Source organism: Klebsiella sp. CD33 (genome assembly GCF_051992865.1).
In the GTDB taxonomy this organism is placed as follows: Bacteria; Pseudomonadota; Gammaproteobacteria; order Enterobacterales; family Enterobacteriaceae; genus Klebsiella; species Klebsiella pneumoniae.
The window spans coordinates 136,038-158,529 of sequence record NZ_CP197023.1 but is presented as its reverse complement, the minus strand read 5'-3'; the positions used below and the strand labels follow the sequence as shown (position 1 = coordinate 158,529).

Genomic DNA, 22,492 nt, shown 5'->3' with positions numbered 1-22,492 from the left:
CCCCATGAGGGGAAAGGCGATGTATTCAACTACATGGATCGCAGCGGCAGTTCGATCCGTCCTTTACGCCAGCGCGCTCAGCGCTGGCGTATTGCTGTGCGCGTCATCTGCGCATGCCGACGATCGCGATCAGCTAAAGTCCATCCAGGCCGACATCGCCGCCAGGCAGCGGGCGATTAAGCAACAGCAGCAGCAGCGCGCAAGCCTGCTCGCCCAGCTCAAAGCGCAGGAAGAGGCGATCGCCGCCGCGGCCCGCAAACTGCGCGAAACCCAGGATAGCCTGAACCAGCTCAATAAGCAGATTGACGAGATGAACGCCGCTCTCGCGAAGCTGGAGCGCCAGCGCGCGTCTCAGGAGCGGAACCTCGCCGCGCAGCTCGATGCCGCTTTCCGCCAGGGGCCGCATACCGGCATCCAGATGGTGCTCAGCGGTGAAGAGGGCCAGCGCAATCAGCGGATGCAGGTCTATTTCAGCTATTTCAACCAGGCCCGCCAGGAGACTATCGCGGAGTTGAAGAAAACGCGCGAAGAGATGGCGGTGCAAAAGTCGATGCTCGAAGAAAAACAGAGCCAGCAGCAAACGCTGGTCTACGAGCAAAAGGCCCAGCAGGCGAAGCTGGAGCAGGCGCGTAACGAACGGAAAAAGACCCTTTCCGGCCTGGAGTCTTCCATTCAGCAGGGTCAGCAACAATTAAGTGAATTACGGGCTAACGAATCGCGCCTACGCGGTCGTATCGCCCAGGCGGAAGCTGCCGCCAAAGCCCGCGCCGATCGGGAAGCACGCGACGCGCAGGCGGTGCGCGACCGCCAGCAGGAAGCATCGCGCAAAGGCACCACCTATAAACCAACGGAAAGTGAGCGTTCGCTGATGTCACGCACCGGCGGGCTGGGCTCGCCGCGCGGTCAGGCGTTCTGGCCGGTTCGCGGTCCGCTCCTTCATCGATATGGCGAACAGCTGCAAGGTGAACTACGTTGGAAAGGGATGGTTATCGCCGCGTCTGAAGGCACCGAAGTCAGAGCCATTGCCGATGGTCGGGTCATTCTGGCCGACTGGCTGCAGGGCTATGGTCTGGTGGTGGTGGTCGAACATGGCAAAGGCGACATGAGCCTGTATGGCTATAACCAAAGCGCGCTGGTCAGCGTTGGCACCCAGGTGCGTGCTGGCCAGCCTATCGCGCTCGTAGGCAGCAGCGGCGGTCAGGGCCGTCCGTCGCTCTATTTCGAAATTCGCCGCCAGGGTCAGGCGGTCAATCCACAGCCGTGGTTGGGAAGATAAGTTTTGCTTCAATTTCGCGCAATTGCTCTTGCCGTAGCCGGTTCGCTGGCTCTGGCGGCGCCAGCGTTCGCTGGCAAACTCTCCATCGTTATTGACGATTTTGGCTACCGCCCGCAGACCGAGAATCAGGTGCTGGCGCTGCCGGCAACTATCTCCGTCGCCGTGCTGCCGAACGCGCCGCACGCCCGGGAAATGGCCACTAAAGCGCATAATCAGGGCCATGAAGTGCTCATCCATCTGCCAATGGCGCCGCTCAGCAAACAGCCGCTGGAAAAAGACACCCTGCGTCCCGAAATGAGCAGCGAGGAGATCGAGCGCATTATTCGCGAGGCTTACGGCAAAGTCCCTTACGCCGTCGGGCTGAATAACCATATGGGCAGCGCGATGACCTCCAACCTGTTTGGCATGCAGAAGGTGATGCAGGCCCTGGAGCGCTACAATCTCTATTTTCTCGACAGCGTCACCATCGGCAACACCCAGGCCATGCGCGCCGCGCAGGGTACCGGCGTGAAGGTGATTAAGCGCAAGGTGTTTCTCGACGATACGCAGAATGAAGCCGATATCCGCAACCAGTTCAATCGCGCCATCGCCCTGGCGCGGCGCAACGGTTCGGCGATAGCCATTGGACATCCGCATCCGACGACGGTGCGGGTGCTGCAGCAGATGGTCTATAACCTGCCGCCGGATATCACGCTGGTGCGCCCGAGCAGCCTGCTGAACGAGCCGCAGGTCGACAACTCGACGCCAAACTACGCCCAGCCGCCTGCGCAACAAACGCAGCAGAAGCCGCGTAATCCGTTCCATGGCGTGAAGTCTTGCAAACCGAAGCGCCCGCTGGAGCCTGTGAACGCCAGCCGCTTCTTCACTATCCTCAGCGATAGCATCAGCCAGAGCGCGCTGATCCAGTACTATCGCCTCAAATGGCAGGGCTGGGACAACCCCGGCAACTAGACCACTCAGGGGTCCGTTCGCTTTTGCGCGACGGGCGCCTGGTTATCTTCGTGGGCGTACCACGCCTTAAAATATTTCAGAAAGCTGTAAAACGTCGCGTACAGGCCGGTCACCACGCCGACCTTGCCATAGCGCCACGCCCCGCTAAACAGATACCACTTAAAGAAAGCGCCAATGGCGCTGACGATCCCCCGCGTCAGCGAAGGTTTGATCTGCTGGTACTTCACCAGCCGGGTGGTATAGCTGTTCAGCTTATTAAACACTTCATGCAGCGAATAAAAGGTATCGTGGCGAACGAAGCCCGGCAGCCTGACGGAGCTCGCGTGTCCGACCACCTGGTCATCCACCGGCCGATCGTTAAACCGCGCCTGCTGGCGGTTAAAGAGGCGCACCGGATAATCCGGTGAGGAAATGGGGTAGATAGTCCGTACCTGTTTGCCTAGCACAAACCAGTAGCGCGGCAGACGCCAGGCGCAGGTCGGGTCAGGCTCCTCCCCCGCTTTTAGCGCCTGAATGGCCGCCACCACGTCATTATCAAGAATTTCGTCGCTGTCCATGCACAGCACCCAGTCATGGCTGGCCAGCCCGATGGCATAGTTCATCTGCGCGCCGTGGGCTTTATAGGCATGGTGATGGACGGTGAGACCAAACTGCTGGCAAATAGCGACGGTTTCGTCGGTACTGCCGGAGTCGACGACGATACATTCATCGGCAACCTTCAGCAGAGGCGGCAGCACCTCCATCAGCAGGCGCGCAGAGTTACAGGTCAGTAAGCATACGGAGAGTTTAAGCATGATAGTTACAAAGTTAAACTGCGACTAAACACACTTTATAAGCGAATAACCGTAAAATCGATGTAGAAATTGTGCGCTTAATATTAAGCAGGCTAAAAATGTTATCCAAATCTAAATTAAGGCGCCCGCAGGCGCCTTTTTTGCTGATTTTTACGCCAGCATGGGGGATTAGTCCCAGCTCAAAACCACTTTACCGGACTGGCCGGAGCGCATCGCGTCAAAACCTTTCTGGAAGTCATCAATGCCGAAGCGGTGGGTGATGATCGGTGAGAGATCCAGACCAGACTGGATCAGCGCCGCCATCTTGTACCAGGTTTCGAACATTTCGCGACCATAGATACCTTTGATAAAGAGCCCTTTGAAGATGACCTTGGTCCAGTCGATGGACATATCCGACGGCGGGATACCCAGCATCGCGATACGGCCGCCGTGGTTCATGGTATCCAGCATGCTGCGAAACGCCGGCGGCGCGCCGGACATCTCCAGACCCACATCGAAACCTTCGGTCATCCCCAGCTCGGCCATCACGTCATTAAGGTTCTCTTTGGCCACGTTCACCGCGCGGGTAACGCCCATTTTGCGCGCCAGCTCAAGACGGTACTCGTTGACGTCGGTGATCACCACGTTACGCGCGCCGACGTGTTTCGCTACCGCCGCCGCCATCACGCCGATCGGACCGGCGCCGGAAACCAGCACGTCTTCCCCGACCAGATCGAAGGAGAGCGCGGTGTGCACCGCGTTGCCGAACGGGTCGAAGATAGACGCCAGGTCATCAGAGATATTGTCGGGGATTTTAAAGGCGTTAAAGGCCGGGATCACCAGATACTCAGCAAAGCAGCCCGGGCGGTTGACGCCCACGCCGATGGTGTTGCGGCACAGATGGGTGCGGCCCGCGCGGCAGTTACGGCAGTGGCCGCAGGTGATATGCCCTTCGCCGGAGACGCGGTCGCCAATCTTAAAACCACGCACTTCCTGACCAATCCCCACCACTTCGCCGACATATTCGTGACCGACCACCATCGGCACCGGAATGGTCTTCTGCGACCACTCATCCCAGTTGTAGATGTGCACGTCGGTCCCGCAAATGGCGGTCTTGCGGATTTTAATCAGCAGATCGTTATGGCCGACTTCCGGTTCCGGTACGTCGGTCATCCAGATGCCTTCTTCCGCTTTCAGTTTGGATAACGCTTTCATCTCATACCCTTATTAGGCGATGACGCCCAGTTGTTTGCCGATGCGGGTAAAGGCTTCCACCGCACGCTCAATTTGTTCAGGGGTATGCGCCGCCGACATCTGGGTGCGAATACGCGCCTGGCCTTTCGGTACCACCGGATAGAAGAAGCCGGTGACATAGATCCCTTCTTTCTGCAGCTCGCGGGCAAAGTTCTGCGCCACCACCGCCTCGCCCAGCATCACCGGAATGATGGCGTGGTCGGCGCCGGCCAGCGTGAAGCCTGCCGCGGTCATTTTTTCGCGGAACAGACGCGCGTTAGCCCACAGGCGATCGCGCAGGTCTGCCCCCTCTTCAACCATCTCCAGCACTTTGATGGAGGCGGCCACGATGGCCGGCGCCAGAGAGTTGGAGAACAGATACGGACGGGAGCGCTGGCGCAGCCACTCAACCACCTCTTTGCGCGCGGCGGTGTAGCCGCCGGAGGCGCCGCCCAGCGCTTTACCCAACGTGCCGGTGATGATATCGACGCGCCCCATCACATCGCAGTATTCGTGGGAGCCGCGGCCGTTTTCGCCGACGAAGCCGACGGCGTGGGAGTCATCGACCATCACCAGCGCATCGTATTTATCCGCCAGGTCGCAAACGCCTTGCAGGTTGGCGATCACGCCATCCATCGAGAACACGCCGTCGGTGGCGATCAGCACGTGACGCGCGCCGGCCTCGCGAGCTTCTTTCAGACGCGCCTCCAGCTCTTGCATATCGTTGTTGGCATAGCGGAAGCGCTTCGCTTTACACAGACGCACGCCGTCGATGATCGAGGCATGGTTCAGGGCGTCGGAGATAATGGCGTCTTCCGGGCCGAGCAGCGTTTCAAACAGGCCGCCGTTGGCGTCGAAGCAGGAAGAGTAGAGGATCGCGTCTTCCATACCGAGGAAATCGGCCAGCTTCTTCTCCAGCTGCTTATGCGTATCCTGGGTGCCGCAGATGAAGCGTACCGAGGCCATCCCGAAACCGTGGCTGTCCATGCCGGATTTCGCCGCGGCAATCAGTTCCGGGTGGTTCGCCAGACCCAGATAGTTATTGGCGCAGAAGTTAATCACGTGGCTGTCGCCGACGGTAATGTCCGCCTGCTGCGCCGAGGTGATGATGCGCTCTTCTTTGAACAACCCTTCGGCCCGAGCGGTCTCCAGATTGCCAGTTAACTGTTTGTAGAAATCACCACGCATTGCAACTCTCCAGATTCGGCAAAATTTGGCACATATTACCCAAAGCTATACGCTGATACGAGATGATGCAGGCCTGAATGAATTATTTGCAGCATAAATCACGTCAGCCCAGCACCTTATTCTGCGAATGGCTGTAGGCTTGCTCATGTGGTGATATGATAAGAGCATTCATGTCCGGATTGTCTCCGGGCTCCCAACTTCAAAGGTACAGTTATGATCATCGTTACCGGCGGCGCAGGCTTTATCGGCAGCAACATCGTTAAAGCGCTGAATGACAAAGGCATCACCGACATTCTGGTTGTCGACAATCTGAAAGACGGCACCAAGTTTGTAAACCTGGTTGACCTGAACATCGCTGACTACATGGATAAAGAAGACTTTCTGATCCAGATTATGGCGGGTGAAGAGTTCGGTGAAATCGAAGCAATCTTCCACGAAGGCGCGTGCTCTTCCACTACCGAGTGGGATGGCAAGTACATGATGGACAACAACTATCAGTACTCCAAAGAGCTGCTGCACTACTGCCTGGAGCGCGAAATCCCGTTCCTGTACGCCTCCTCCGCGGCCACCTATGGCGGACGCACCAGCGACTTCATCGAGTCCCGCGAGTACGAACAGCCGCTGAACGTTTACGGCTACTCCAAATTCCTGTTCGACGAATACGTCCGCCAGATCCTGCCGGAAGCCAATTCGCAGATCGTCGGCTTCCGCTACTTCAACGTCTACGGGCCGCGCGAAGGCCACAAAGGCAGCATGGCGAGCGTCGCTTTCCACCTCAATACCCAGCTGAATAATGGCGAAAGCCCGAAACTGTTCGAAGGCAGCGACGGCTTCAAGCGCGACTTCGTCTACGTGGGCGACGTGGCTGACGTCAACCTGTGGTTCTGGGAAAACGGCGTTTCCGGCATCTTTAACCTCGGCACCGGCCGTGCGGAATCCTTCCAGGCCGTCGCCGATGCGACCCTGGCATACCACAAAAAAGGCAGCATCGAGTACATCCCGTTCCCGGACAAACTGAAAGGCCGCTACCAGGCGTTCACTCAGGCGGATCTGACTAACCTGCGCAAAGCGGGCTATGACAAACCGTTCAAAACCGTTGCCGAAGGCGTAACGGAATATATGGCCTGGCTAAACCGCGACGCGTAAGAAACAAGCATGAAAATATTGGTGGTAGGCCCGTCTTGGGTGGGCGACATGATGATGTCGCAAAGTCTTTATCGTACGCTCAGGGCGCGCTATCCCCAGGCGATTATCGACGTGATGGCGCCAGCCTGGTGCCGTCCGTTGCTTTCGCGCATGCCGGAAGTGAACGAAGCGATCCCGATGCCGCTGGGTCACGGCGCGCTGGCTATCGGCGAACGCCGTAAGCTCGGCCACAGCCTGCGCGAACGTCGCTACGATCGCGCTTACGTGCTGCCGAACTCGTTTAAATCGGCATTAGTCCCTTTCTTTGCCAATATCCCGCTGCGCACCGGCTGGCGCGGCGAGATGCGCTACGGCCTGCTCAACGACGCCCGGGTGCTGGACAAAGACGCCTGGCCGCTGATGGTGGAACGCTACGTGGCGCTGGCCTACGACAACGGCGTGATGCGCTGCGCCAAAGATCTGCCGCAGCCGCTGCTATGGCCGCAGCTGCAGGTCAACGAAGGGGAAAAGTCGCAGGCCTGCAGCGCCTTTAACCTGTCCAACGATCGGCCGATCGTCGGCTTCTGCCCCGGCGCGGAGTTCGGCCCGGCCAAACGCTGGCCGCACTATCATTATGCTGCGCTGGCGAAAAAGCTTATCGACGATGGCTATCAGATTGCGCTTTTCGGCTCGGCGAAAGATAACGAGGCCGGCAAAGAGATCATCGCCGCCCTCAGCAGCGAGCAGCAGGCCTGGTGCCGTAATCTGGCGGGTGAAACCCAGCTGGAGCAGGCGGTCATTCTGATCGCCGCCTGTAAAGCTGTAGTGACTAACGATTCGGGGCTGATGCACGTCGCCGCAGCGCTGGACCGCCCGCTGGTGGCGCTGTATGGCCCGAGCAGTCCGGACTTTACCCCGCCGCTGTCGCATAAAGCGCGGGTTATCCGTCTGATTACCGGCTACCACAAGGTGCGCAAAGGCGATGCCGCCGAAGGCTATCATCAGAGCCTGATCGACATCACCCCAGAACGCGTCCTGCAAGAGCTGAACGAACTATTAGCGGAAAAAACCGAGCACGAGGAAGCGTAACGGATGCGGGTATTGATCGTTAAAACCTCCTCCATGGGCGACGTGCTGCACACGCTGCCCGCGCTAACCGACGCCGCGCAGGCTATCCCCGGCATCCGCTTCGACTGGGTGGTTGAAGAGGGTTTCGCGCAGATCCCCTCCTGGCATGAAAGCGTCGAGCGGGTGATCCCGGTGGCGATCCGCCGCTGGCGCAAAGCCTGGTTTTCCGCGCCGATCAAAGCCGAGCGTCAAGCCTTTCGCGAGGCCGTTCAGGCGGTAAAGTATGACGCCATCATCGATGCCCAAGGGCTGGTAAAAAGCGCCGCGCTGGTTACTCGCCTGGCGCACGGCGTCAAGCACGGTATGGACTGGCAAACGGCCCGCGAGCCGCTGGCGAGCCTGTTTTACAACCGCCGCCACCATATCGCGAAACAGCAGCACGCGGTGGAGCGTACCCGTGAGCTGTTCGCCAAAAGCCTTGGCTACGCGAAACCCCAGACCCAGGGGGATTACGCCATTGCGCGCCATTTCCTGCAGCACGAGGCTAGCGCTGCCGCGCCCTATCTGGTGTTTCTGCACGCCACCACCCGCGACGATAAGCACTGGCCGGAAACCCGCTGGCAGGAGCTTCTCGATCTGCTGGCCGACAGCGGCGTCCACATTAAGCTGCCGTGGGGGGCCCCGCACGAAGAGGCGCGGGCAAAACGGCTGGCGGAAGGGCGCAAGAACGTCGACGTATTGCCGCGCATGAGTCTTGAGCAGGTAGCCCAGATTCTGGCTGGCGCACGCGGCGTGGTTTCCGTCGACACCGGCCTTAGCCATCTGACCGCGGCGCTCGACAAACCTAATTTCACGCTCTACGGCCCAACCGATCCGGGACTGATTGGCGGATATGGTAAAAATCAGCATATTATCCGCCCGGTTAACTCATCGCAGCTTGCCGATTTAGACGCTGCTGCGGTTTTTGCACAAATAGAGCCATTGCTGGTAGCAGAGAAAGCCTATGTCTGATTTTTTTTCAGAGCAACGTCCGCCTAAACGCGTGCTGATCATCAAGCTTCGCCACCATGGCGATGTACTTTTAACATCGCCAGTCTTTACGGTAATGAAAAAAAACTGGCCAGACGCCGAAGTGGATGCCCTGGTGTATGACGATACTCAGGCGATGTTGACCAGTCATCCGTATATTAATCAGGTGCATACGATTGGCCGCCAGTGGCGAAAAAAAGGCTGGCTCGCGCAGTTTCGCTTATATCGCGAACTACTCAATACGCTAAAAGCGCGCCAGTATGACGTGTTGATTAACCTGACCGAACACTGGCACGGCGCGCGCCTGGCGCGTCGCCTGAAGCCCCGCGTGTCGGTCGGTTTCAAACCCGATAAGCGCAGCGGCCTGGCGCGTCGTCGTTGGGTAAAATCATTTACCACGCTGTATCCGGCGATTCAGGATAACTCTCGTCATATGGTTGAGGTGAATCTCGATGCGCTGCGCCGTATCGGTATCCACCCGCAAAACGCGGCGGACAAAAATACGCTCTTTGTACCAGGAGAGGCGGCTGAGAAATCGATCGCTGAAAAACTCGACGCCTTCGGCCTTAGCAGTAAATCCTATATTCTGGTGCACCCGACCTCGCGCTGGATGTTTAAGGCCTGGCAAATCGACAAACTGGCAAGGACCATTGACACCCTGGCCGCTCGCGGATTGCCTGTTATTCTTTCTGCCGCGCCGTCGAAAGAAGAAACGGCCTACATGAACGAGTTGCGCGCCGCACTCACCCAACCGGTTTTCGATTTGAGCGGACAGTTAAATCTGAAAGAGCTTGGCGCCTTGATGAAACACGCCCGTCTCTACTTCGGCGTTGATTCAATGCCGATGCATTTAGCCAGCGCGGTCGGAACGCCGACGGTGGCCATTTTCGGCCCAACCGGCGCTATCAAGTGGTCGCCGTGGGGCGTGCCATATCGTGTGATTACCGCCGGGTTTACCTGCCAGCCGTGCGGCAAAGCCGGCTGCGGCGACAGTCAGGTTTCGGACTGCATCACTGCCATTACTCCGCAGCAAGTCCTGAGCGCGATTGACACTCTGTTACTGGAATCTCCATGATGAAACTGGCTATCGTTCGCCAAACCTGGAACCCTAACGGCGGCGCAGAGCGTTTTGTCTCGCGCGCGCTTAACGTGTTAGCGCAGGATTCCGCGCTGGACGTCACGCTGATCGCCCGCTCATGGGAGGAGTCGGCAAACTGGAAAACGTTGACGGTAAATCCCCCTTTCCGTAACCGCACGGTACGTGAACGCGGCTTCGCTCAGGCCGCTGCCGCTCATTTCGCAGACTTTGATATCGTACAGTGCCATGAGCGCATCCCCGGTGCGACGATCTTCCGCGCTGGCGATGGCGTACACGCGGCCTGGCTTGAGCAATATAACCGTATCCTTTCGCCGCTCTCTCGTCTGGCGCAGTCCTTTAGCCATTACCATCGCTATATTCTCAGCGCTGAGCGGGAGATGTTCACACACCCCGCGTTACGCAAAGTTATCTGTAATTCAAAAATGGTTCGCGATGATATCGCGCGCCGCTTTCAACTCGCCGACGATCGGCTAACCGTTATCTACAACGGCGTCGATACCGCGCATTTTCATCCGGACGTTAAAGCGTTGTCCCTGCGTAGCTCACTGGGGATCCCCGAGTCAGCGCCGGTGCTGGCCTATGTCGGATCAGGATTTTCGCGGAAAGGCGTCGCGACAGCGCTGCGCGCCGTCGCCGCTCATGCTGACGTTTGGTTGCTGATCGCCGGGCGCGATAAACATGCGCATCGTTTTAGCGCGCTGGCGAAGCGGTTGAAGATTGCCGATCGCGTCAAATTTCTCGGTCCGGTTTCCGATGTACGCCAGGTATATGGTTCGGCCGACGCTCTGATCTTACCTACGTTGTACGATCCATTCCCTAACGTCTGCGTCGAGGCTATGGCCTGCGGACTACCGCTGCTAACCAGTTTCGGCTGTGGCGCAGCGGAGTGGATTGAACAAGGCATCAACGGCTGGGTATGCGATGCGCTCGACGTCATTGGCTATCAGGATGCCATCGGCGAATGGTTAAAGGGCCGCGAGCGCAACGTTGATTTTGCGGCCAACGCACGCGCCACCGCCGCCCCCTATACGCTTGAACGCATGGCGGAAGAACTGCAGGCGCTTTATCGCGATCTTTTACGCTGAGCCGCCGAGCGGAAAACGCTTTCCATCGCCTCTAACATACATTCGCGAGTAAAATGGGTTGTGAGATACTCATAGCCCTGCTCCGCTAACTGGCGGCGCAGTGATGCGTCCTGATAGAGAGTAACGATCGCTTCCCGTAGCGCATCAACATCATTCTGCGCAATAAGTAACCCCGTCCGGCGGTCGATAACCGCATCACCAGTACCACCAGCATCAGTAGCAATCGTCGCTATCCGCGAAGCCAGAGACTGTAAGACCCCCTGCGGCACGCCTTCCATATCATGAGAAGGACTAATTGCCACATCAAAAGCCGGGAACCAGCGCTGCGGGTCAGGGCGATGTCCTGCCATCACCACACGAGATAGCAGATTGAGCTGAATAATCTGCTCCTCCAGGGCCTCGCGGTGCGGCCCCTCACCGACAATCGCCAGCTTCACCGTGGGATCGTTTATTTGCGCTAACGCTTTCAGCAACACGCTGTGGCCTTTGTTAGGGCGCAGATGCGATACGACACCTAGCCAAAAATCGTTCTGCGAGAGCTCGCAATACGCTCGAGCATCATATTTGTCATCAGGATAGAAACGCTGCGTATCCACACCGCTCGGTACTGAAGTGGTTTGTTCAAGCGGTACGCCCAGCGCCGTCATTTGATGACGAAGCGCTTCGCCAGTCGTAACGATGTGCGCACAGGCGGTGCGAAATAGCCAACGCGTTGTCCAGTTATTACGCGGAACGCCGGAGGCATGGCGCGTACGCACTAACGGAATAGGATTTGCCAGAGTCAAGTTAGCCAACGCCACCAGCCAGGTATCGGCTGAGTTATGGCTGTTAATAACATCAATATTATTACCCTGTTCCAACAGCCAGCGCCGCAGCCGCATCAGATTACTCAGATTTTTACGCTTTAATGGCATCGTGACGACGGTTAATCCTGCCGCCTGCGCCATCTGATGCAACGGCGCAGATTCCGGGCACAGTATGGTCACGGTGTGCCCCCGGGCCACCATACCTAACGATTCATTAATGATGCGCAGAGGCTGGCCGCCCTTGCCGCCATCGGCTTCAGTGTGAACGATGTGCATACTTTTCCAGTTCCTGACAGTGGAGCGATAGTATATACATCGAGAGCGGAGATGTGCATGGTCTGTGAGGAACGCAACGAGGAATGTGCGACCGCTTACAATTATCCCTCTTCTTCATAAGTACGATGTATGTTAGTTTTCCCATCCACGGATTATTGACGGTGGCTGGCATTTCAGCTTCTGTCATATTGTTAACTCACGCTGCCGGAAAGCTGGTTTGTCAAACCCGCCTCTAAACTATGACTAAAACCCGTAATTTTTTTGCAGGACTGACGTTTTTGTACGTCCTGGCATTATGTTTTGTCTGGCCGATTCCTAACGACCAACTCCTTTTCAACCGCAATGGTTTTATCTACACCATTATTTTATGTAGTTTCGGCCTATTCTTTACCAGCCGCACCGCTCGCCAGAAGCTTGATACTCACCAAATAAAGTTTGTATTGATTACCCTCTGGCTACTAACGCTTTATATCTTGCTCAACGGCCTGTTCGTCGCCCCGGATTTAAAAGAAATGGTCGGTACCTGGGATGGACAATGGCTGCGTCCGGTCCTGCTGTTTTGTTCCGGTCTGATTCTGATGCCGGTACTGCAGACCCAGTTCCCTTCCCTAACCAGCGCACGGCTGTTCACACTGATCGTGCTGTGTTTCTGGGGCGTGATTTGTATTCATCTCCTGGACTCCGCCTGGCTTTACTGGCGCGATGGCTATATCCACTGGGGCGAAACGCGGATTGTTTATAACCGCACCCGTATGAGCTTCCAGGTCAATATGATAACCGGCTTCCTGCTGGCGGAATTACTGGCCCGAGCGTTAATCAAAAAGCGCTTCCTGTGTCTGAATACCCCGATCGTTACGCTGTTGTTGATCTCTAACCTCATCTGTACCACACTGGTTGATACGCGCTGGGGCACAATCGGGCTGGTCGGTAGCCTGTTCTCGACCTTTATCCTGCTTAGCCTGAACGCCCAGCGCCGCAGCCGCATCGTACTTACCTTAGGCCTGTTAGTCGCTCTGTTCTGCTCCGCGATTTTCCTCGGTTACGCCTCCTGGAAAACCGATCCGCGCTGGCAGAGTCTGGAAAGCGATGCGGTCGCTGGCTGGAACGCGCCGTTTACCAGCTTCTGCTATAACCGCATTGACGGCACTATCCCGCTCAATGCCCAGGGAAAAGAGATCGATCACTCTAACGGCTGCCGAGCCAGCTTCTTCCATCAAGGCTGGAAGCTTGTTGGCGAGCACCCGGCAGGAATTGGCCCGCGCAAAGAGGCGTTTCGCTATATTCTGCGTCGCGATACTCAGGATATGCATATTACGATTCCGCACAGCCATTATGGGCTAATCGAATTTGGCCTGCAGAACGGCGTGGTCGGGATTGCCGGCTGGCTTATCTTACTGGCGGGCTGCTGGTATATCGGCTGGCGTGAATTCCGCCATGGTAAAACTATGGTTGGGTTATTCCTGCTGCTGTTTACCATCGGCTTCTTCTCGCGAACCATGGTCGACCACAATCTCAAAGACCATTATCTCGAGCAATATATGATGTTGACCGGTCTGCTCATCGGCATCGCCGCGCTGCGACCGCGTGAGAATTATTCGCCAAACGACTAACCATACCTCCGCGCCGGTGGCTTTCTTTATCGCATCATAGATAATAGAGAGCGCTGGCGCAGTTCATATCCGAACTCTGCAACACAAACAGTGTCCAAGCGTAGCACTAGACGTCCCGCTTTTATCACGGAGTAAGCATGTCAGACATTCCTGTCCTGAGCCTTATCGTTGCGGTTTATAACGGTGAGAAATTCCTGAGCGCATTTTTTGACAGCATAAAAGCTCAGCAAATTAGCGGCCTTGAAATCATCGTCGTTAATGACGGTTCAACGGACAACTCTGCTTCTGTTATCAACCACTACGCCGGTGAGTTTGCCCAGTTCCACGTCATCGATCAGGCCAACGGCGGCGTGTCCGCGGCACGTAATAGCGGTCTTGCGGTAGCGCGGGGAGAGTATGTCGCCTTCCCCGATATCGATGACGTAATCTACCCGGGGATGTATTCCCGTTTACTGGAGATCGCCCACCAGAACAACCTTGACGTCGCTACCTGTAACGGTAATTACATTTATGATGATGGGCGTCCCAGCAAAAAAATATTCCCTTCAGACCGTCTTGCGTCCACTGGCGTCCTTGAGGGGCCGGATTGGCTAAATATGGCGCTGGAGTCGCGCAAGTTTTTGCACGTCACCTGGCTAAATATTTATCGCCATGCGCTGATTAAAGAAAATAATTTTTCTTTCGAACCGGGGCTACGCCATCAGGATATTCCCTGGACGACCGAAATACTGCTGGTAGCCAAACGCGTGCAGTACATTGATGAAGTCTTTTATGATTATCTGATCCACTCAGCTTCGGTATCCCATACCCCTGGTACCGACGATACGCGGATGCGCTCTTCACGTCACTATATGAAAATACTGACAATGCTGGATGCCATTAATCAGCGCTACCCGGAACAGGTGAAACGCGTTCCCGGCTGTCATTGGCAAATCGCTAAAGAGGGATTAGGCATTCTGCATAGCATCAATAATATCGAAGACCTCGCCAAAAAAAGGGAAATTACGCAAGAACTCTTTGACCGCGGCATCTGGTCGATGATCTGGAAAAATGCGCGTGGATTACGCCTCCGCTGGCGTCTGGGACGTCGTTATTTTCGTTTAAAAAAACTGGTCAAATAAAGCGAACCTATGAATAAGCTTAAATTGCACGCCGTTTCTCGCAGCGATTTTATCGCTAAAAATTATGCTGACTTCCAGACGCTGCTCGATAACCGGGTCGATCCCAACACCATTCCAGAGCGTTTTTATTGCGGCGGACGCGGTGGCTGGACATTCCAGACGACGCTGGCCCTCAATTATTATTATGGCGACGCGATAGAATGCTCTTTCGGCTCTGAATGCCGCCCCGATGCTATCAATCTGATGCATAACGATGATTTCGGTTCTCGCGTCAAGCCCTGGCGGGGTGTCACCGTCGTCGCGCGCGCTGACCGGCCACCGGTTATCGGCGCGGATTATGTCGTTGACCAAAATCCGGAAGTTGACGGTCACAGTAATCGTATCTTCGTCCCTTATTGGCCGCAGCCGGGTGTTCAGCCGCGCGAGCGCACGGATAACACTATTCATACCGTGGCCTATTTCGGGCGTGTCGATAGTTTCCCGGCGGAATATCAAAGCGATGAATTTAAACAACGCCTGGCTGAACAAGGTATTGCCTTGCGTATCTCGTTCAACAACTGGACAGACTACCGCGATGTCGATATTTGTGTGAGTTTCCGTAAATCACATGACCATAAGCTAGCGCGCAAACCGGCCAGCAAGCTTATCAATAACTGGTTGGGCAAAACGGTAATGATTTGCGACGATGAACAATCATTCCGGGCAATTCGCGAAAGCGAACTCGACTATCTGATAGCTAAGAATCCGGACGAAGCCTTCGCAGCGATCATGAAGTTAAAGAACGACCCCGAGCTCTATCAAAAGATGCGCGAACAAGGGGAGAAACGGCTTCAGGTCTATTCAAGGGAGGCCGTTGCCGCCCGTTGGATGGCGCTTTTTGAAGATATCTGGCGCAAGGGGTTGAATGCACGTTCAATGCCGGTCCGCGCCCTCCGCTTTGGTTTTGGCAAAGCGATTCGTCCTTTGACCAAAAAGTACTGAGTTACGATGATGACTTTACACCGCAATCTTATACGCACATTACTGCTGACGGTCGCTTTTGCCGTGCTGTTCGCGCTGCCAGAAATCATTATCCTGTTAAAGGACCACGTCTATAGCCCGAAGGCTGGAGACCTCTCGCTTTATCTGATTATTTCGCTGCTGGCGGCGGTAAGTATACGCTTCTTTATCACCCGCTTGCTGTTGGCGATTACCTTCATCGTGCAAATTAGCGAAGCGATTTACTATCAGTTTTATGGCCAGTTCTATGGCCCAAGCGAGGTATGGCTGGCGTTCGTCGAAACCAAAGATATCGCCAGCGGCATTACCGACAGCCTCGGCACGTTGGGAATTTACTTCGTTATCATGTTTATCGCTGTTGTTTTTGCCCTGTTCTTTACGCGCCGTTTTGCGCCACAGTGGCCTAAGCTGCTGGCCGTGCCATGTCTGGTAGCGATTCTGGTGATGTTTGTCGGCCAGTTTTACAAAGCGATCAACGGCCAGATGTATAAGTTCAACCCGGATCTGCGTCACTCGCTTTTACGTAACGGCCTTTCGGCCATGAGCTACAGCGCTATTCGCCTGATACCAGAGGCGATTTCCGGTGATAACCAGAAACTAACAACCTACGAGCCGTATAAAGTCACGCCGATCCCGCAAAGCCAGGTCGGCCGCTACTCTATTATTCTCGCTATCGGTGAAAGCCTGAACCCGCACCACATTAGCGCGTTGGGTTATGAACGAGATACCACCCCTGAATTGAAAGCGCTTATGGAGCAATATCAGGGAACCGGACGGCTAATCGTCTCCAATGCCGTCTCTACTCGCGTGGCTATTCCGATGTTGGTCAATAACCTGCGCGAGCCTGACAACTACGCCGCCTACAAGAATAAATCAGCGAACATTTTTGTTAATGCGCAGAAGCGTGGTTATCAAACGGCATTTATCTCTGCCCAAGGGCTGGAAGGCTTAAGTAACTGGATTGGCATTCACGCGCTCAACCTGTGGGAAGATACACAGGTGCGACCGGCGCCAGAAATCGGCGCTGATGTGGTGCTTACCCCCTCAGTAGAAAAAGCCGATATTAACTGGGCGAAGCCGTTCCTGATGGTTCTTAACAGCCGGGCGCCGCATATCCCTTACGACCGCAACATTCCGCAGGGATTTGCCCGCTTCTCAACACCGGAAGCCAGCGATGAAGTCACCCAGAAGAAAAACGAGTATGATGACGCGGTTCGCCTTTACGATCGTGAACTGGCCTCGGCGATTCGCGCGGTAATGGCCAAGTCGAAATTACCCGTCCTGATCTTCGTCACCTCCGATCACGGTGAGCGCGTCGGCGATGGCGGCTTATTTGGCCACTCTATCGTTTCAATGCCAATCGCGCAGGTTCCGTTCCTCTACTTTAGTAACGACCCGGCCTATTCAATGCACAATATTGCGCCTCAGATGCCGTTGAACCACTATCAACTGGCAACGCTGATCAACAAAATGTTAGGGTACACCATTGAAAATCCTAATCAGAAAGATGACAGTTACTTTATTACTGGCGGCGATATTCGCGGTCTTTCTGAGCGTGTAACCTATCATTTGAATGCACTCCCTCCTGCGGAACAATAATTCTGCGGCGTATAGAAGGTGGGCAATCATTGCCCACCTTTGCCAACATCGGGTATGGAAGACAACAAAAGGACTGGGAAAGTGCCAAAGAGATAGCTTTACACGGGTTAAATGCTTAGAATTTGCCCGCAAAAAACCTAAAACGGATAAATAGTTTGGAATTGCTTTATACCACCCTACTCTACCTCATTCAGCCGCTGGTGTGGCTGCGACTGCTGCTGCGCAGCCGTAAGGCCCCGGCATACCGAAAACGCTGGGCTGAACGTTATGGCTTCTGTCAAAACAAGGTAGTGCCGGATGGCATTCTGCTGCACTCCGTCTCCGTCGGTGAAACGCTGGCGGCGATCCCGTTAGTACGCGCGCTACGCCATCGCTATCCCTCACTGCCCATCACCGTCACGACCATGACGCCGACCGGTTCTGAACGCGCCATGTCGGCGTTTGGCAAAGATGTTCATCACGTCTATCTGCCCTACGATCTGCCCGGCGCCATGAACCGCTTCCTGAACACCGTTCAGCCGAAGCTGGTGATCGTTATGGAGACCGAGCTGTGGCCGAATATGGTGGCCGCGCTGCATAAGCGTAAGATCCCGCTGGTGATCGCCAACGCGCGCCTGTCCGAACGTTCCGCCAAAGGCTATGCCAAACTGGGCGGCTTTATGCGCCGCCTGTTGAGCCGCATTACGCTTATCGCCGCGCAGAATGAAGAAGATGGTAACCGCTTCCTCTCTCTGGGGCTGAAGCGCAACCAGCTGGCGGTCACCGGCAGCCTGAAATTCGATATCTCCGTCACGCCAGAGCTGGCGGCCCGGGCGGTGACGCTGCGTCGGCAATGGGCACCGCACCGCAAGGTCTGGATTGCCACCAGCACCCACGACGGTGAAGAACAAATCATCCTCCAGGCGCATAAAAAACTGCTGGAGACTTTCCCGAACCTGCTGCTGATCCTTGTTCCCCGCCATCCGGAGCGCTTCCCTGACGCCCGTGAGATGGTACAAAAGGCTGGGATGAGCTTTACTCTGCGCAGCACCGGCGAGATCCCCTCCTCCAGTACCCAGGTAGTCATTGGCGATACCATGGGCGAGCTGATGCTGCTCTACGGCATTGCCGACCTCGCCTTCGTCGGCGGCAGCCTGGTGGAGCGCGGCGGCCATAACCCGCTAGAGCCGGCGGCGCACGCCATTCCGGTGCTGATGGGCCCGCATACCTTCAACTTCAAAGATATCTGCGCCAAGCTGCAGCAGGACGATGGCCTGATCACCGTTACCGATGCCGATTCGCTGGTCAGGGAGGTGTCCACGCTCCTGACCGATGAAGATTACCGTCTGTGGTATGGCCGTCACGCGGTGGAAGTGCTGCATCAGAACCAGGGCGCGCTGTCGCGTCTGCTACAGTTACTGCAACCTTACCTGCCGCAGCGGAGTCATTAATGTCGAACCGGCTTTCCGTGGTGATGATCGCTAAAAACGCCGCCGACCTGCTGCCGGATTGTCTGGGCTCCGTTAGCTGGGCGGATGAAATTATCGTCCTCGACTCCGGCAGCACCGACAACACCGTTGAGCTGGCCCGCCGCCTCGGCGCCCAGGTCTATACCCATACCGACTGGCGAGGCTATGGCATTCAGCGCCAGCGCGCGCAGGATTACGCCACCGGCGACTGGGTGTTGATGATCGATACCGATGAGCGCGTCACGCCAGAACTCAGGCAGGCTATTCTTAAGGTACTGGACGCCCCCCAGCGCGGCGCCATCTACAGCATCGCCCGCCGTAACTATTTTCTCGGACGCTTTATGCGCCACAGCGGTTGGTATCCCGATCGCGTCCTGCGCCTGTACGAACGCGCCCGTTACCGCTATAACGATAATCTGGTCCATGAATCGCTGGATAGCCTGGGCGCCGAGGTTATTCCGCTGACCGGCGATCTCCTGCACCTGACCTGCCGCGACTTCGCTGGCTTCCAGCAAAAACAGCTGGCGTATGCCGCCGCGTGGGCGCTTGAGCGTCACCAGAAGGGCAAGAAGACCTCGATGGCAGGGATTTTCAGCCATACGCTGGGCGCGTTCCTCAAGACGTTGCTATTGCGCGGTGGGGTGCTGGACGGTAAACAGGGATGGTTACTGGCGATGGTCAACGCGCAGTATACGTTTACGAAATATACCGAGCTGTGGGCGCTGAGCCACGGCTACTCGGAGAAAGAGTCATCATGAGCACAAAAGCGATCTATCCGGGTACCTTCGACCCCATCACCAACGGTCATATCGATATTGTCACCCGCGCGGCAAGTATGTTCGATAAAGTGGTGCTGGCTATCGCCGCCAGCCCGAGTAAAAAGCCGATGTTCAGCCTTGATGAGCGCATTGCGCTGGCAGAGCAGGCGACGGCCCACCTGGTGAACGTGGAGGTTATCGGCTTCAGTGATTTAATGGCCAATTTCGCGCGCGCGCAGCAGGCCAATATCCTGATCCGCGGCCTGCGGGCGGTGGCGGATTTCGAGTATGAGATGCAGCTGGCTCATATGAACCGCCACCTGATGCCCACCCTTGAGAGCGTGTTTCTGATGCCGTGCAAAGAGTGGTCGTTTATCTCTTCCTCACTGGTGAAGGAAGTGGCGCGCCACCAGGGCGACGTTTCTCACTTTCTGCCAGCTAATGTGCATCAGGCGCTGTTGAATAAGCTGAAGTAACGCATCTGCCGGGTCATGAGCCACGTCGGCTGGCGCAGCACTACGCCGCTGGGCCATTCACACCGGCTCTGTCCCGGTCTTTGTGCCAGATGGCGCTACGCTGACCTGGCCTACAAACGCCCCCGGCCCACCAGATGCGCACCCGCAGGCCCGCTGACCTGGCCGACAAACATTCCTGTTCTTGAGAACTATTTCTGGCACTGACGGCAATAAAAGGTCGCCCGCTGGGCATGTTTGGTCCCGACGACCGGCGTGCCGCAGATCCGGCAGGGTTCGCCCTTGCGGCCATAGACCTGTAGCTCCTGGGCGAAGTAGCCCGGCTTGCCATCGCTTTGCAGGAAATCCTTTAACGTGGTGCCGCCCTGCTCTATCGAACGCAGCAGGACCAGCTTAATCACCTTCACCAGCTGCTCACACTCTTCCCGCGACAGCGAGGACGCCAGCCGGTCAGGATGGATCCCGGCGGAGAACAGCGATTCACTGGCGTAGATATTCCCCACGCCCACCACCAGCTTGTTATCCATCAGCCAGGGTTTGATCGCGGTTTTCTTCTTCGCGCATTTTTGCTGGAGATAGTCGGCGTTGAACGCGTCGCTGAGCGGCTCCGGGCCAAGATGCGCCAGTACCGGATGGCCTTCCAGCGTTCTGGTCCACAACCAGGCGCCAAAGCGGCGTGGATCGGTGTAGCGCAACACCTTGCCGTTACTCATGACCAGGTCAACGTGATCGTGTTTTTCAGCAGGCAGCTCTTCGCTCAGGATGCGCAGGCTCCCCGACATCCCAAGATGGACGATGATCCAGCCGTCCGGCAGCTCCAGAAGCAGGTATTTGGCGCGGCGACGCACGCTGAGAACCGGAACGTCGCTCAGGCGATAAATCTCTTCGGAAACCGGCCAGCGCAGCCGTCCGTTGCGCACGACGGCGTGCAGAAGGGTTGCGCCAACCAGGTGCGGCTCGATGCCGCGGCGGCTGGTTTCAACCTCTGGTAATTCAGGCATGATTTTCCTCCGTTTACCCGACGTATTGTGCTTCACGGACAGGTGACTGAAAAGGGAGTATGTGAAAGCAATATGGGGGAGTTTTAAAAACAAAAAACCCCGCCGAAGCGGGGTTTTTATACAAGGAGGCTAAAATTATTTGATTTTAGCTTCTTTGTAGATAACGTGCTGACGTACAACCGGATCGTACTTTTTCAGTTCCATTTTTTCCGGTTTGGTACGTTTGTTCTTCGTGGTGGTGTAGAAGTGACCAGTACCAGCGGAAGAAACCAGCTTGATTTTCTCACGAATACCTTTAGCCATGATTTATTTCCTCTAAGTACTTAGTACTTTTCGCCACGGGCACGCAGTTCAGCCAGAACTGTATCGATGCCTTTCTTATCGATTACACGCATACCTTTAGCAGATACGCGCAGGGTGACAAAACGCTTCTCGCTCTCAACCCAGAAACGGTGAGAGTGCAGGTTCGGCAGGAAACGGCGTTTAGTCGCGTTCAGTGCGTGGGAACGGTTGTTACCGGTCACCGGACGCTTGCCAGTAACTTGGCAGACTCGGGACATGTCTATTCTCCAAAAATCAAATTAGCTCGAGCTTCGTATGGGGTATTGGCGCCTCGTCAGGCTTTACAGCCTGGTCATCGCAGTTCAATGTGAACTCTCGACTGCCAGGCCCAAATGCCAAACCCGAGATTCTCAAAGGTGGCGTAGTATACGCTGACTCGGCGATGTGCTCAAGTCCCGAACAGACAAAGATCCCGAAGGATCGCCAGTTCGGGGCTAAATCCAGCCACGTTCGGCAAAAGATACATACGCACCGCGGCCGATAACCAGATGATCAAGCACGCGTATCTCCATGAATCTACAACATTTTATCACCCTTTCGGTAATCAGTCTGTCGGCCTGACTTGGCTCCGGGCTACCGGAGGGATGATTATGCGCAAGGATCACGGCGGCGGCGTTCACTTTGATGGCTTCGCGTACAATTTCTCGCGGATGCACCTCAACGTGGCTAAGAGTACCAGAAAAAAGACGACTATGTTTCAACACCCGGTTCTGATTATCTAAAAAGATCACCATAAAGATCTCGCGCTCCTCTTCCGTCAGCTGGCTTTGTAAAAACTCGCGCGTCATCGAGGGGGTGACCAGCGCGGCCTCCTCGACCAGCTGCGAGCTAAAATAGCGTCGCGCCAGCTCGGCAATGCCCTTCAGTTGCGCATATTTCGCCAGCCCCAGTCCGTCCACAGCAATCAGTTGCGCTTTATCAGCGGAAAGCAGAGCGTAGAGTGAGCCAAAACGCTGTAGTAACGCCTGGGCATAGCTGAGCACATCCTGACGACGCGTGCCGACGCGCAGAAAAAGCGCCAGTAGCTCAACATCCGTTAGCGTTTCGATGCCGTATTGCAGCATCTTCTCCCGTGGCATCAGATTTTCCATTCCGTCCATGCGCCCTCCTGGATGAATCAGCCTATCCTGGCACAGCCTGACGGCGCTGCCGACCCGCCGATTTTCACCCTGCGTAGCCGCTCGCAAAGTGAATGCCCGGCAGAGGCACGACGGCGGCAGGATTGTGATAAG

The 22,492-nt window shown here is 56.1% G+C and carries 22 protein-coding genes; 14 read left to right on the top strand and 8 right to left on the bottom strand.

The features are described 5' to 3' along the window. The first annotated feature begins 4 nt into the window (after positions 1-4). Positions 5-1,276 carry a murein hydrolase activator EnvC gene (gene envC, locus ACR809_RS00775; protein WP_002922458.1) on the top strand — a complete coding sequence of 424 codons (1,272 nt, stop codon included), beginning with the start codon at positions 5-7 and terminating at the stop codon, positions 1,274-1,276. A 3-nt stretch (positions 1,277-1,279) separates the two neighbouring features. Then, on the top strand, positions 1,280-2,227 hold the full coding sequence (locus ACR809_RS00770; protein ID WP_002922459.1) for a divergent polysaccharide deacetylase family protein: 948 nt from the start codon (positions 1,280-1,282) through the stop codon (positions 2,225-2,227). Between the two features lie 5 nt (positions 2,228-2,232). Here the strand turns inward: ACR809_RS00770 and ACR809_RS00765 are convergent, their stop codons facing one another. The 3 genes from ACR809_RS00765 to kbl all read right to left on the bottom strand — a co-directional run bounded on the left by ACR809_RS00765 (position 2,233) and on the right by kbl (position 5,421). After that, a complete protein-coding gene (locus tag ACR809_RS00765) occupies positions 2,233-3,021 on the bottom strand; it encodes a glycosyltransferase family 2 protein (RefSeq protein WP_016946699.1) in 789 nt (262 codons plus the stop codon). A 168-nt stretch (positions 3,022-3,189) separates the two neighbouring features. Then, positions 3,190-4,215: an L-threonine 3-dehydrogenase gene (tdh, locus tag ACR809_RS00760; protein ID WP_002922461.1), complete on the bottom strand. Its 1,026-nt coding sequence runs from the start codon at positions 4,213-4,215 to the stop codon at positions 3,190-3,192. Positions 4,216-4,227: 12 nt separating this feature from the next. Next, positions 4,228-5,421: a glycine C-acetyltransferase gene (kbl, locus tag ACR809_RS00755; RefSeq protein WP_122051030.1), complete on the bottom strand. Its 1,194-nt coding sequence runs from the start codon at positions 5,419-5,421 to the stop codon at positions 4,228-4,230. Between the two features lie 213 nt (positions 5,422-5,634). On the opposite strand from kbl, the gene rfaD reads away from it, so the two are divergent. From rfaD to ACR809_RS00730, 5 genes are read left to right on the top strand one after another with little or no spacing between them, the layout of a single operon-like run. Then, positions 5,635-6,567 (top strand): ADP-glyceromanno-heptose 6-epimerase, encoded by a 933-nt coding sequence (rfaD, locus tag ACR809_RS00750; protein WP_002922463.1) that lies wholly within the window; start codon positions 5,635-5,637, stop codon positions 6,565-6,567. A gap of 9 nt (positions 6,568-6,576) precedes the next feature. Further along, entirely contained in the window at positions 6,577-7,635 is a 1,059-nt protein-coding gene (rfaF, locus tag ACR809_RS00745) for an ADP-heptose--LPS heptosyltransferase RfaF (RefSeq protein ID WP_002922465.1), read from the top strand. Between the two features lie 3 nt (positions 7,636-7,638). Continuing rightward, positions 7,639-8,625 (top strand): lipopolysaccharide heptosyltransferase RfaC, encoded by a 987-nt coding sequence (gene rfaC, locus ACR809_RS00740; RefSeq protein ID WP_016946701.1) that lies wholly within the window; start codon positions 7,639-7,641, stop codon positions 8,623-8,625. Continuing rightward, on the top strand, positions 8,618-9,718 hold the full coding sequence (gene rfaQ, locus ACR809_RS00735) for a putative lipopolysaccharide heptosyltransferase III (RefSeq protein WP_015369166.1): 1,101 nt from the start codon (positions 8,618-8,620) through the stop codon (positions 9,716-9,718). Before rfaC ends, rfaQ begins: the two co-directional genes overlap by 8 nt. After that, a complete protein-coding gene (locus ACR809_RS00730; RefSeq protein ID WP_077251474.1) occupies positions 9,718-10,827 on the top strand; it encodes a glycosyltransferase family 4 protein in 1,110 nt (369 codons plus the stop codon). The genes rfaQ and ACR809_RS00730 overlap by 1 nt, the downstream gene beginning before the upstream one ends. On the opposite strand, the gene ACR809_RS00725 is transcribed toward ACR809_RS00730, so the two are convergent. After that, entirely contained in the window at positions 10,806-11,909 is a 1,104-nt protein-coding gene (locus ACR809_RS00725; RefSeq protein WP_015369164.1) for a glycosyltransferase family 4 protein, read from the bottom strand. The genes ACR809_RS00730 and ACR809_RS00725 overlap by 22 nt on opposite strands. 239 nt (positions 11,910-12,148) lie before the next feature. On the opposite strand from ACR809_RS00725, the gene ACR809_RS00720 reads away from it, so the two are divergent. From ACR809_RS00720 to coaD, 7 genes are all read left to right on the top strand, one after another. Continuing rightward, complete coding sequence (locus ACR809_RS00720; RefSeq protein ID WP_016946703.1) at positions 12,149-13,519, top strand: O-antigen ligase family protein; 1,371 nt, start codon at positions 12,149-12,151, stop codon at positions 13,517-13,519. A gap of 137 nt (positions 13,520-13,656) precedes the next feature. Further along, entirely contained in the window at positions 13,657-14,640 is a 984-nt protein-coding gene (locus ACR809_RS00715) for a glycosyltransferase (RefSeq protein ID WP_015369162.1), read from the top strand. Between the two features lie 9 nt (positions 14,641-14,649). Next, the gene (locus ACR809_RS00710; RefSeq protein WP_016946704.1) at positions 14,650-15,621 is read left to right on the top strand and encodes a glycosyltransferase; all 972 of its coding nucleotides are present in this window, start codon (positions 14,650-14,652) and stop codon (positions 15,619-15,621) included. A 6-nt stretch (positions 15,622-15,627) separates the two neighbouring features. Continuing rightward, the gene (locus tag ACR809_RS00705) at positions 15,628-17,238 is read left to right on the top strand and encodes a sulfatase-like hydrolase/transferase (RefSeq protein ID WP_122051029.1); all 1,611 of its coding nucleotides are present in this window, start codon (positions 15,628-15,630) and stop codon (positions 17,236-17,238) included. 155 nt (positions 17,239-17,393) lie between these two features. Continuing rightward, on the top strand, positions 17,394-18,668 hold the full coding sequence (gene waaA / locus ACR809_RS00700) for a lipid IV(A) 3-deoxy-D-manno-octulosonic acid transferase (RefSeq protein ID WP_016946706.1): 1,275 nt from the start codon (positions 17,394-17,396) through the stop codon (positions 18,666-18,668). Next, complete coding sequence (locus ACR809_RS00695) at positions 18,668-19,444, top strand: glycosyltransferase family 2 protein (RefSeq protein WP_004145264.1); 777 nt, start codon at positions 18,668-18,670, stop codon at positions 19,442-19,444. Before waaA ends, ACR809_RS00695 begins: the two co-directional genes overlap by 1 nt. Next, on the top strand, positions 19,441-19,920 hold the full coding sequence (coaD, locus tag ACR809_RS00690; protein WP_002922501.1) for a pantetheine-phosphate adenylyltransferase: 480 nt from the start codon (positions 19,441-19,443) through the stop codon (positions 19,918-19,920). The genes ACR809_RS00695 and coaD overlap by 4 nt, the downstream gene beginning before the upstream one ends. A gap of 188 nt (positions 19,921-20,108) precedes the next feature. Here the strand turns inward: coaD and mutM are convergent, their stop codons facing one another. The 4 genes from mutM to radC all read right to left on the bottom strand — a co-directional run bounded on the left by mutM (position 20,109) and on the right by radC (position 22,360). Continuing rightward, positions 20,109-20,918: a bifunctional DNA-formamidopyrimidine glycosylase/DNA-(apurinic or apyrimidinic site) lyase gene (gene mutM, locus ACR809_RS00685; RefSeq protein WP_122051028.1), complete on the bottom strand. Its 810-nt coding sequence runs from the start codon at positions 20,916-20,918 to the stop codon at positions 20,109-20,111. 135 nt (positions 20,919-21,053) lie between these two features. Continuing rightward, positions 21,054-21,221 carry a 50S ribosomal protein L33 gene (gene rpmG / locus ACR809_RS00680; RefSeq protein ID WP_002922510.1) on the bottom strand — a complete coding sequence of 56 codons (168 nt, stop codon included), beginning with the start codon at positions 21,219-21,221 and terminating at the stop codon, positions 21,054-21,056. A gap of 20 nt (positions 21,222-21,241) precedes the next feature. Beyond that, positions 21,242-21,478: a 50S ribosomal protein L28 gene (rpmB, locus tag ACR809_RS00675; RefSeq protein ID WP_000091955.1), complete on the bottom strand. Its 237-nt coding sequence runs from the start codon at positions 21,476-21,478 to the stop codon at positions 21,242-21,244. Positions 21,479-21,694: 216 nt separating this feature from the next. Next, positions 21,695-22,360, bottom strand: coding sequence for a RadC family protein (radC, locus tag ACR809_RS00670; RefSeq protein WP_002922589.1), 666 nt, complete (start codon positions 22,358-22,360; stop codon positions 21,695-21,697). Between the last annotated feature and the right edge of the window lie 132 nt (positions 22,361-22,492).

Excerpts from the sequence above, each read along its gene's own strand:
- envC (WP_002922458.1), top strand. The coding sequence starts at position 5 with ATGAGGGGAAAGGCGATGTATTCAACTACATGGATCGCAGCGGCAGTT.
- ACR809_RS00765 (WP_016946699.1), bottom strand. The coding sequence starts at position 3,021 with ATGCTTAAACTCTCCGTATGCTTACTGACCTGTAACTCTGCGCGCCTG.
- tdh (WP_002922461.1), bottom strand. The coding sequence starts at position 4,215 with ATGAAAGCGTTATCCAAACTGAAAGCGGAAGAAGGCATCTGGATGACC.
- kbl (WP_122051030.1), bottom strand. The coding sequence starts at position 5,421 with ATGCGTGGTGATTTCTACAAACAGTTAACTGGCAATCTGGAGACCGCT.
- rfaD (WP_002922463.1), top strand. The coding sequence starts at position 5,635 with ATGATCATCGTTACCGGCGGCGCAGGCTTTATCGGCAGCAACATCGTT.
- rfaF (WP_002922465.1), top strand. The coding sequence starts at position 6,577 with ATGAAAATATTGGTGGTAGGCCCGTCTTGGGTGGGCGACATGATGATG.
- rfaC (WP_016946701.1), top strand. The coding sequence starts at position 7,639 with ATGCGGGTATTGATCGTTAAAACCTCCTCCATGGGCGACGTGCTGCAC.
- rfaQ (WP_015369166.1), top strand. The coding sequence starts at position 8,618 with ATGTCTGATTTTTTTTCAGAGCAACGTCCGCCTAAACGCGTGCTGATC.
- ACR809_RS00730 (WP_077251474.1), top strand. The coding sequence starts at position 9,718 with ATGAAACTGGCTATCGTTCGCCAAACCTGGAACCCTAACGGCGGCGCA.
- ACR809_RS00725 (WP_015369164.1), bottom strand. The coding sequence starts at position 11,909 with ATGCACATCGTTCACACTGAAGCCGATGGCGGCAAGGGCGGCCAGCCT.
- ACR809_RS00720 (WP_016946703.1), top strand. The coding sequence starts at position 12,149 with ATGACTAAAACCCGTAATTTTTTTGCAGGACTGACGTTTTTGTACGTC.
- ACR809_RS00715 (WP_015369162.1), top strand. The coding sequence starts at position 13,657 with ATGTCAGACATTCCTGTCCTGAGCCTTATCGTTGCGGTTTATAACGGT.
- ACR809_RS00710 (WP_016946704.1), top strand. The coding sequence starts at position 14,650 with ATGAATAAGCTTAAATTGCACGCCGTTTCTCGCAGCGATTTTATCGCT.
- ACR809_RS00705 (WP_122051029.1), top strand. The coding sequence starts at position 15,628 with ATGATGACTTTACACCGCAATCTTATACGCACATTACTGCTGACGGTC.
- ACR809_RS00695 (WP_004145264.1), top strand. The coding sequence starts at position 18,668 with ATGTCGAACCGGCTTTCCGTGGTGATGATCGCTAAAAACGCCGCCGAC.
- coaD (WP_002922501.1), top strand. The coding sequence starts at position 19,441 with ATGAGCACAAAAGCGATCTATCCGGGTACCTTCGACCCCATCACCAAC.
- mutM (WP_122051028.1), bottom strand. The coding sequence starts at position 20,918 with ATGCCTGAATTACCAGAGGTTGAAACCAGCCGCCGCGGCATCGAGCCG.
- rpmG (WP_002922510.1), bottom strand. The coding sequence starts at position 21,221 with ATGGCTAAAGGTATTCGTGAGAAAATCAAGCTGGTTTCTTCCGCTGGT.
- rpmB (WP_000091955.1), bottom strand. The coding sequence starts at position 21,478 with ATGTCCCGAGTCTGCCAAGTTACTGGCAAGCGTCCGGTGACCGGTAAC.
- radC (WP_002922589.1), bottom strand. The coding sequence starts at position 22,360 with ATGGACGGAATGGAAAATCTGATGCCACGGGAGAAGATGCTGCAATAC.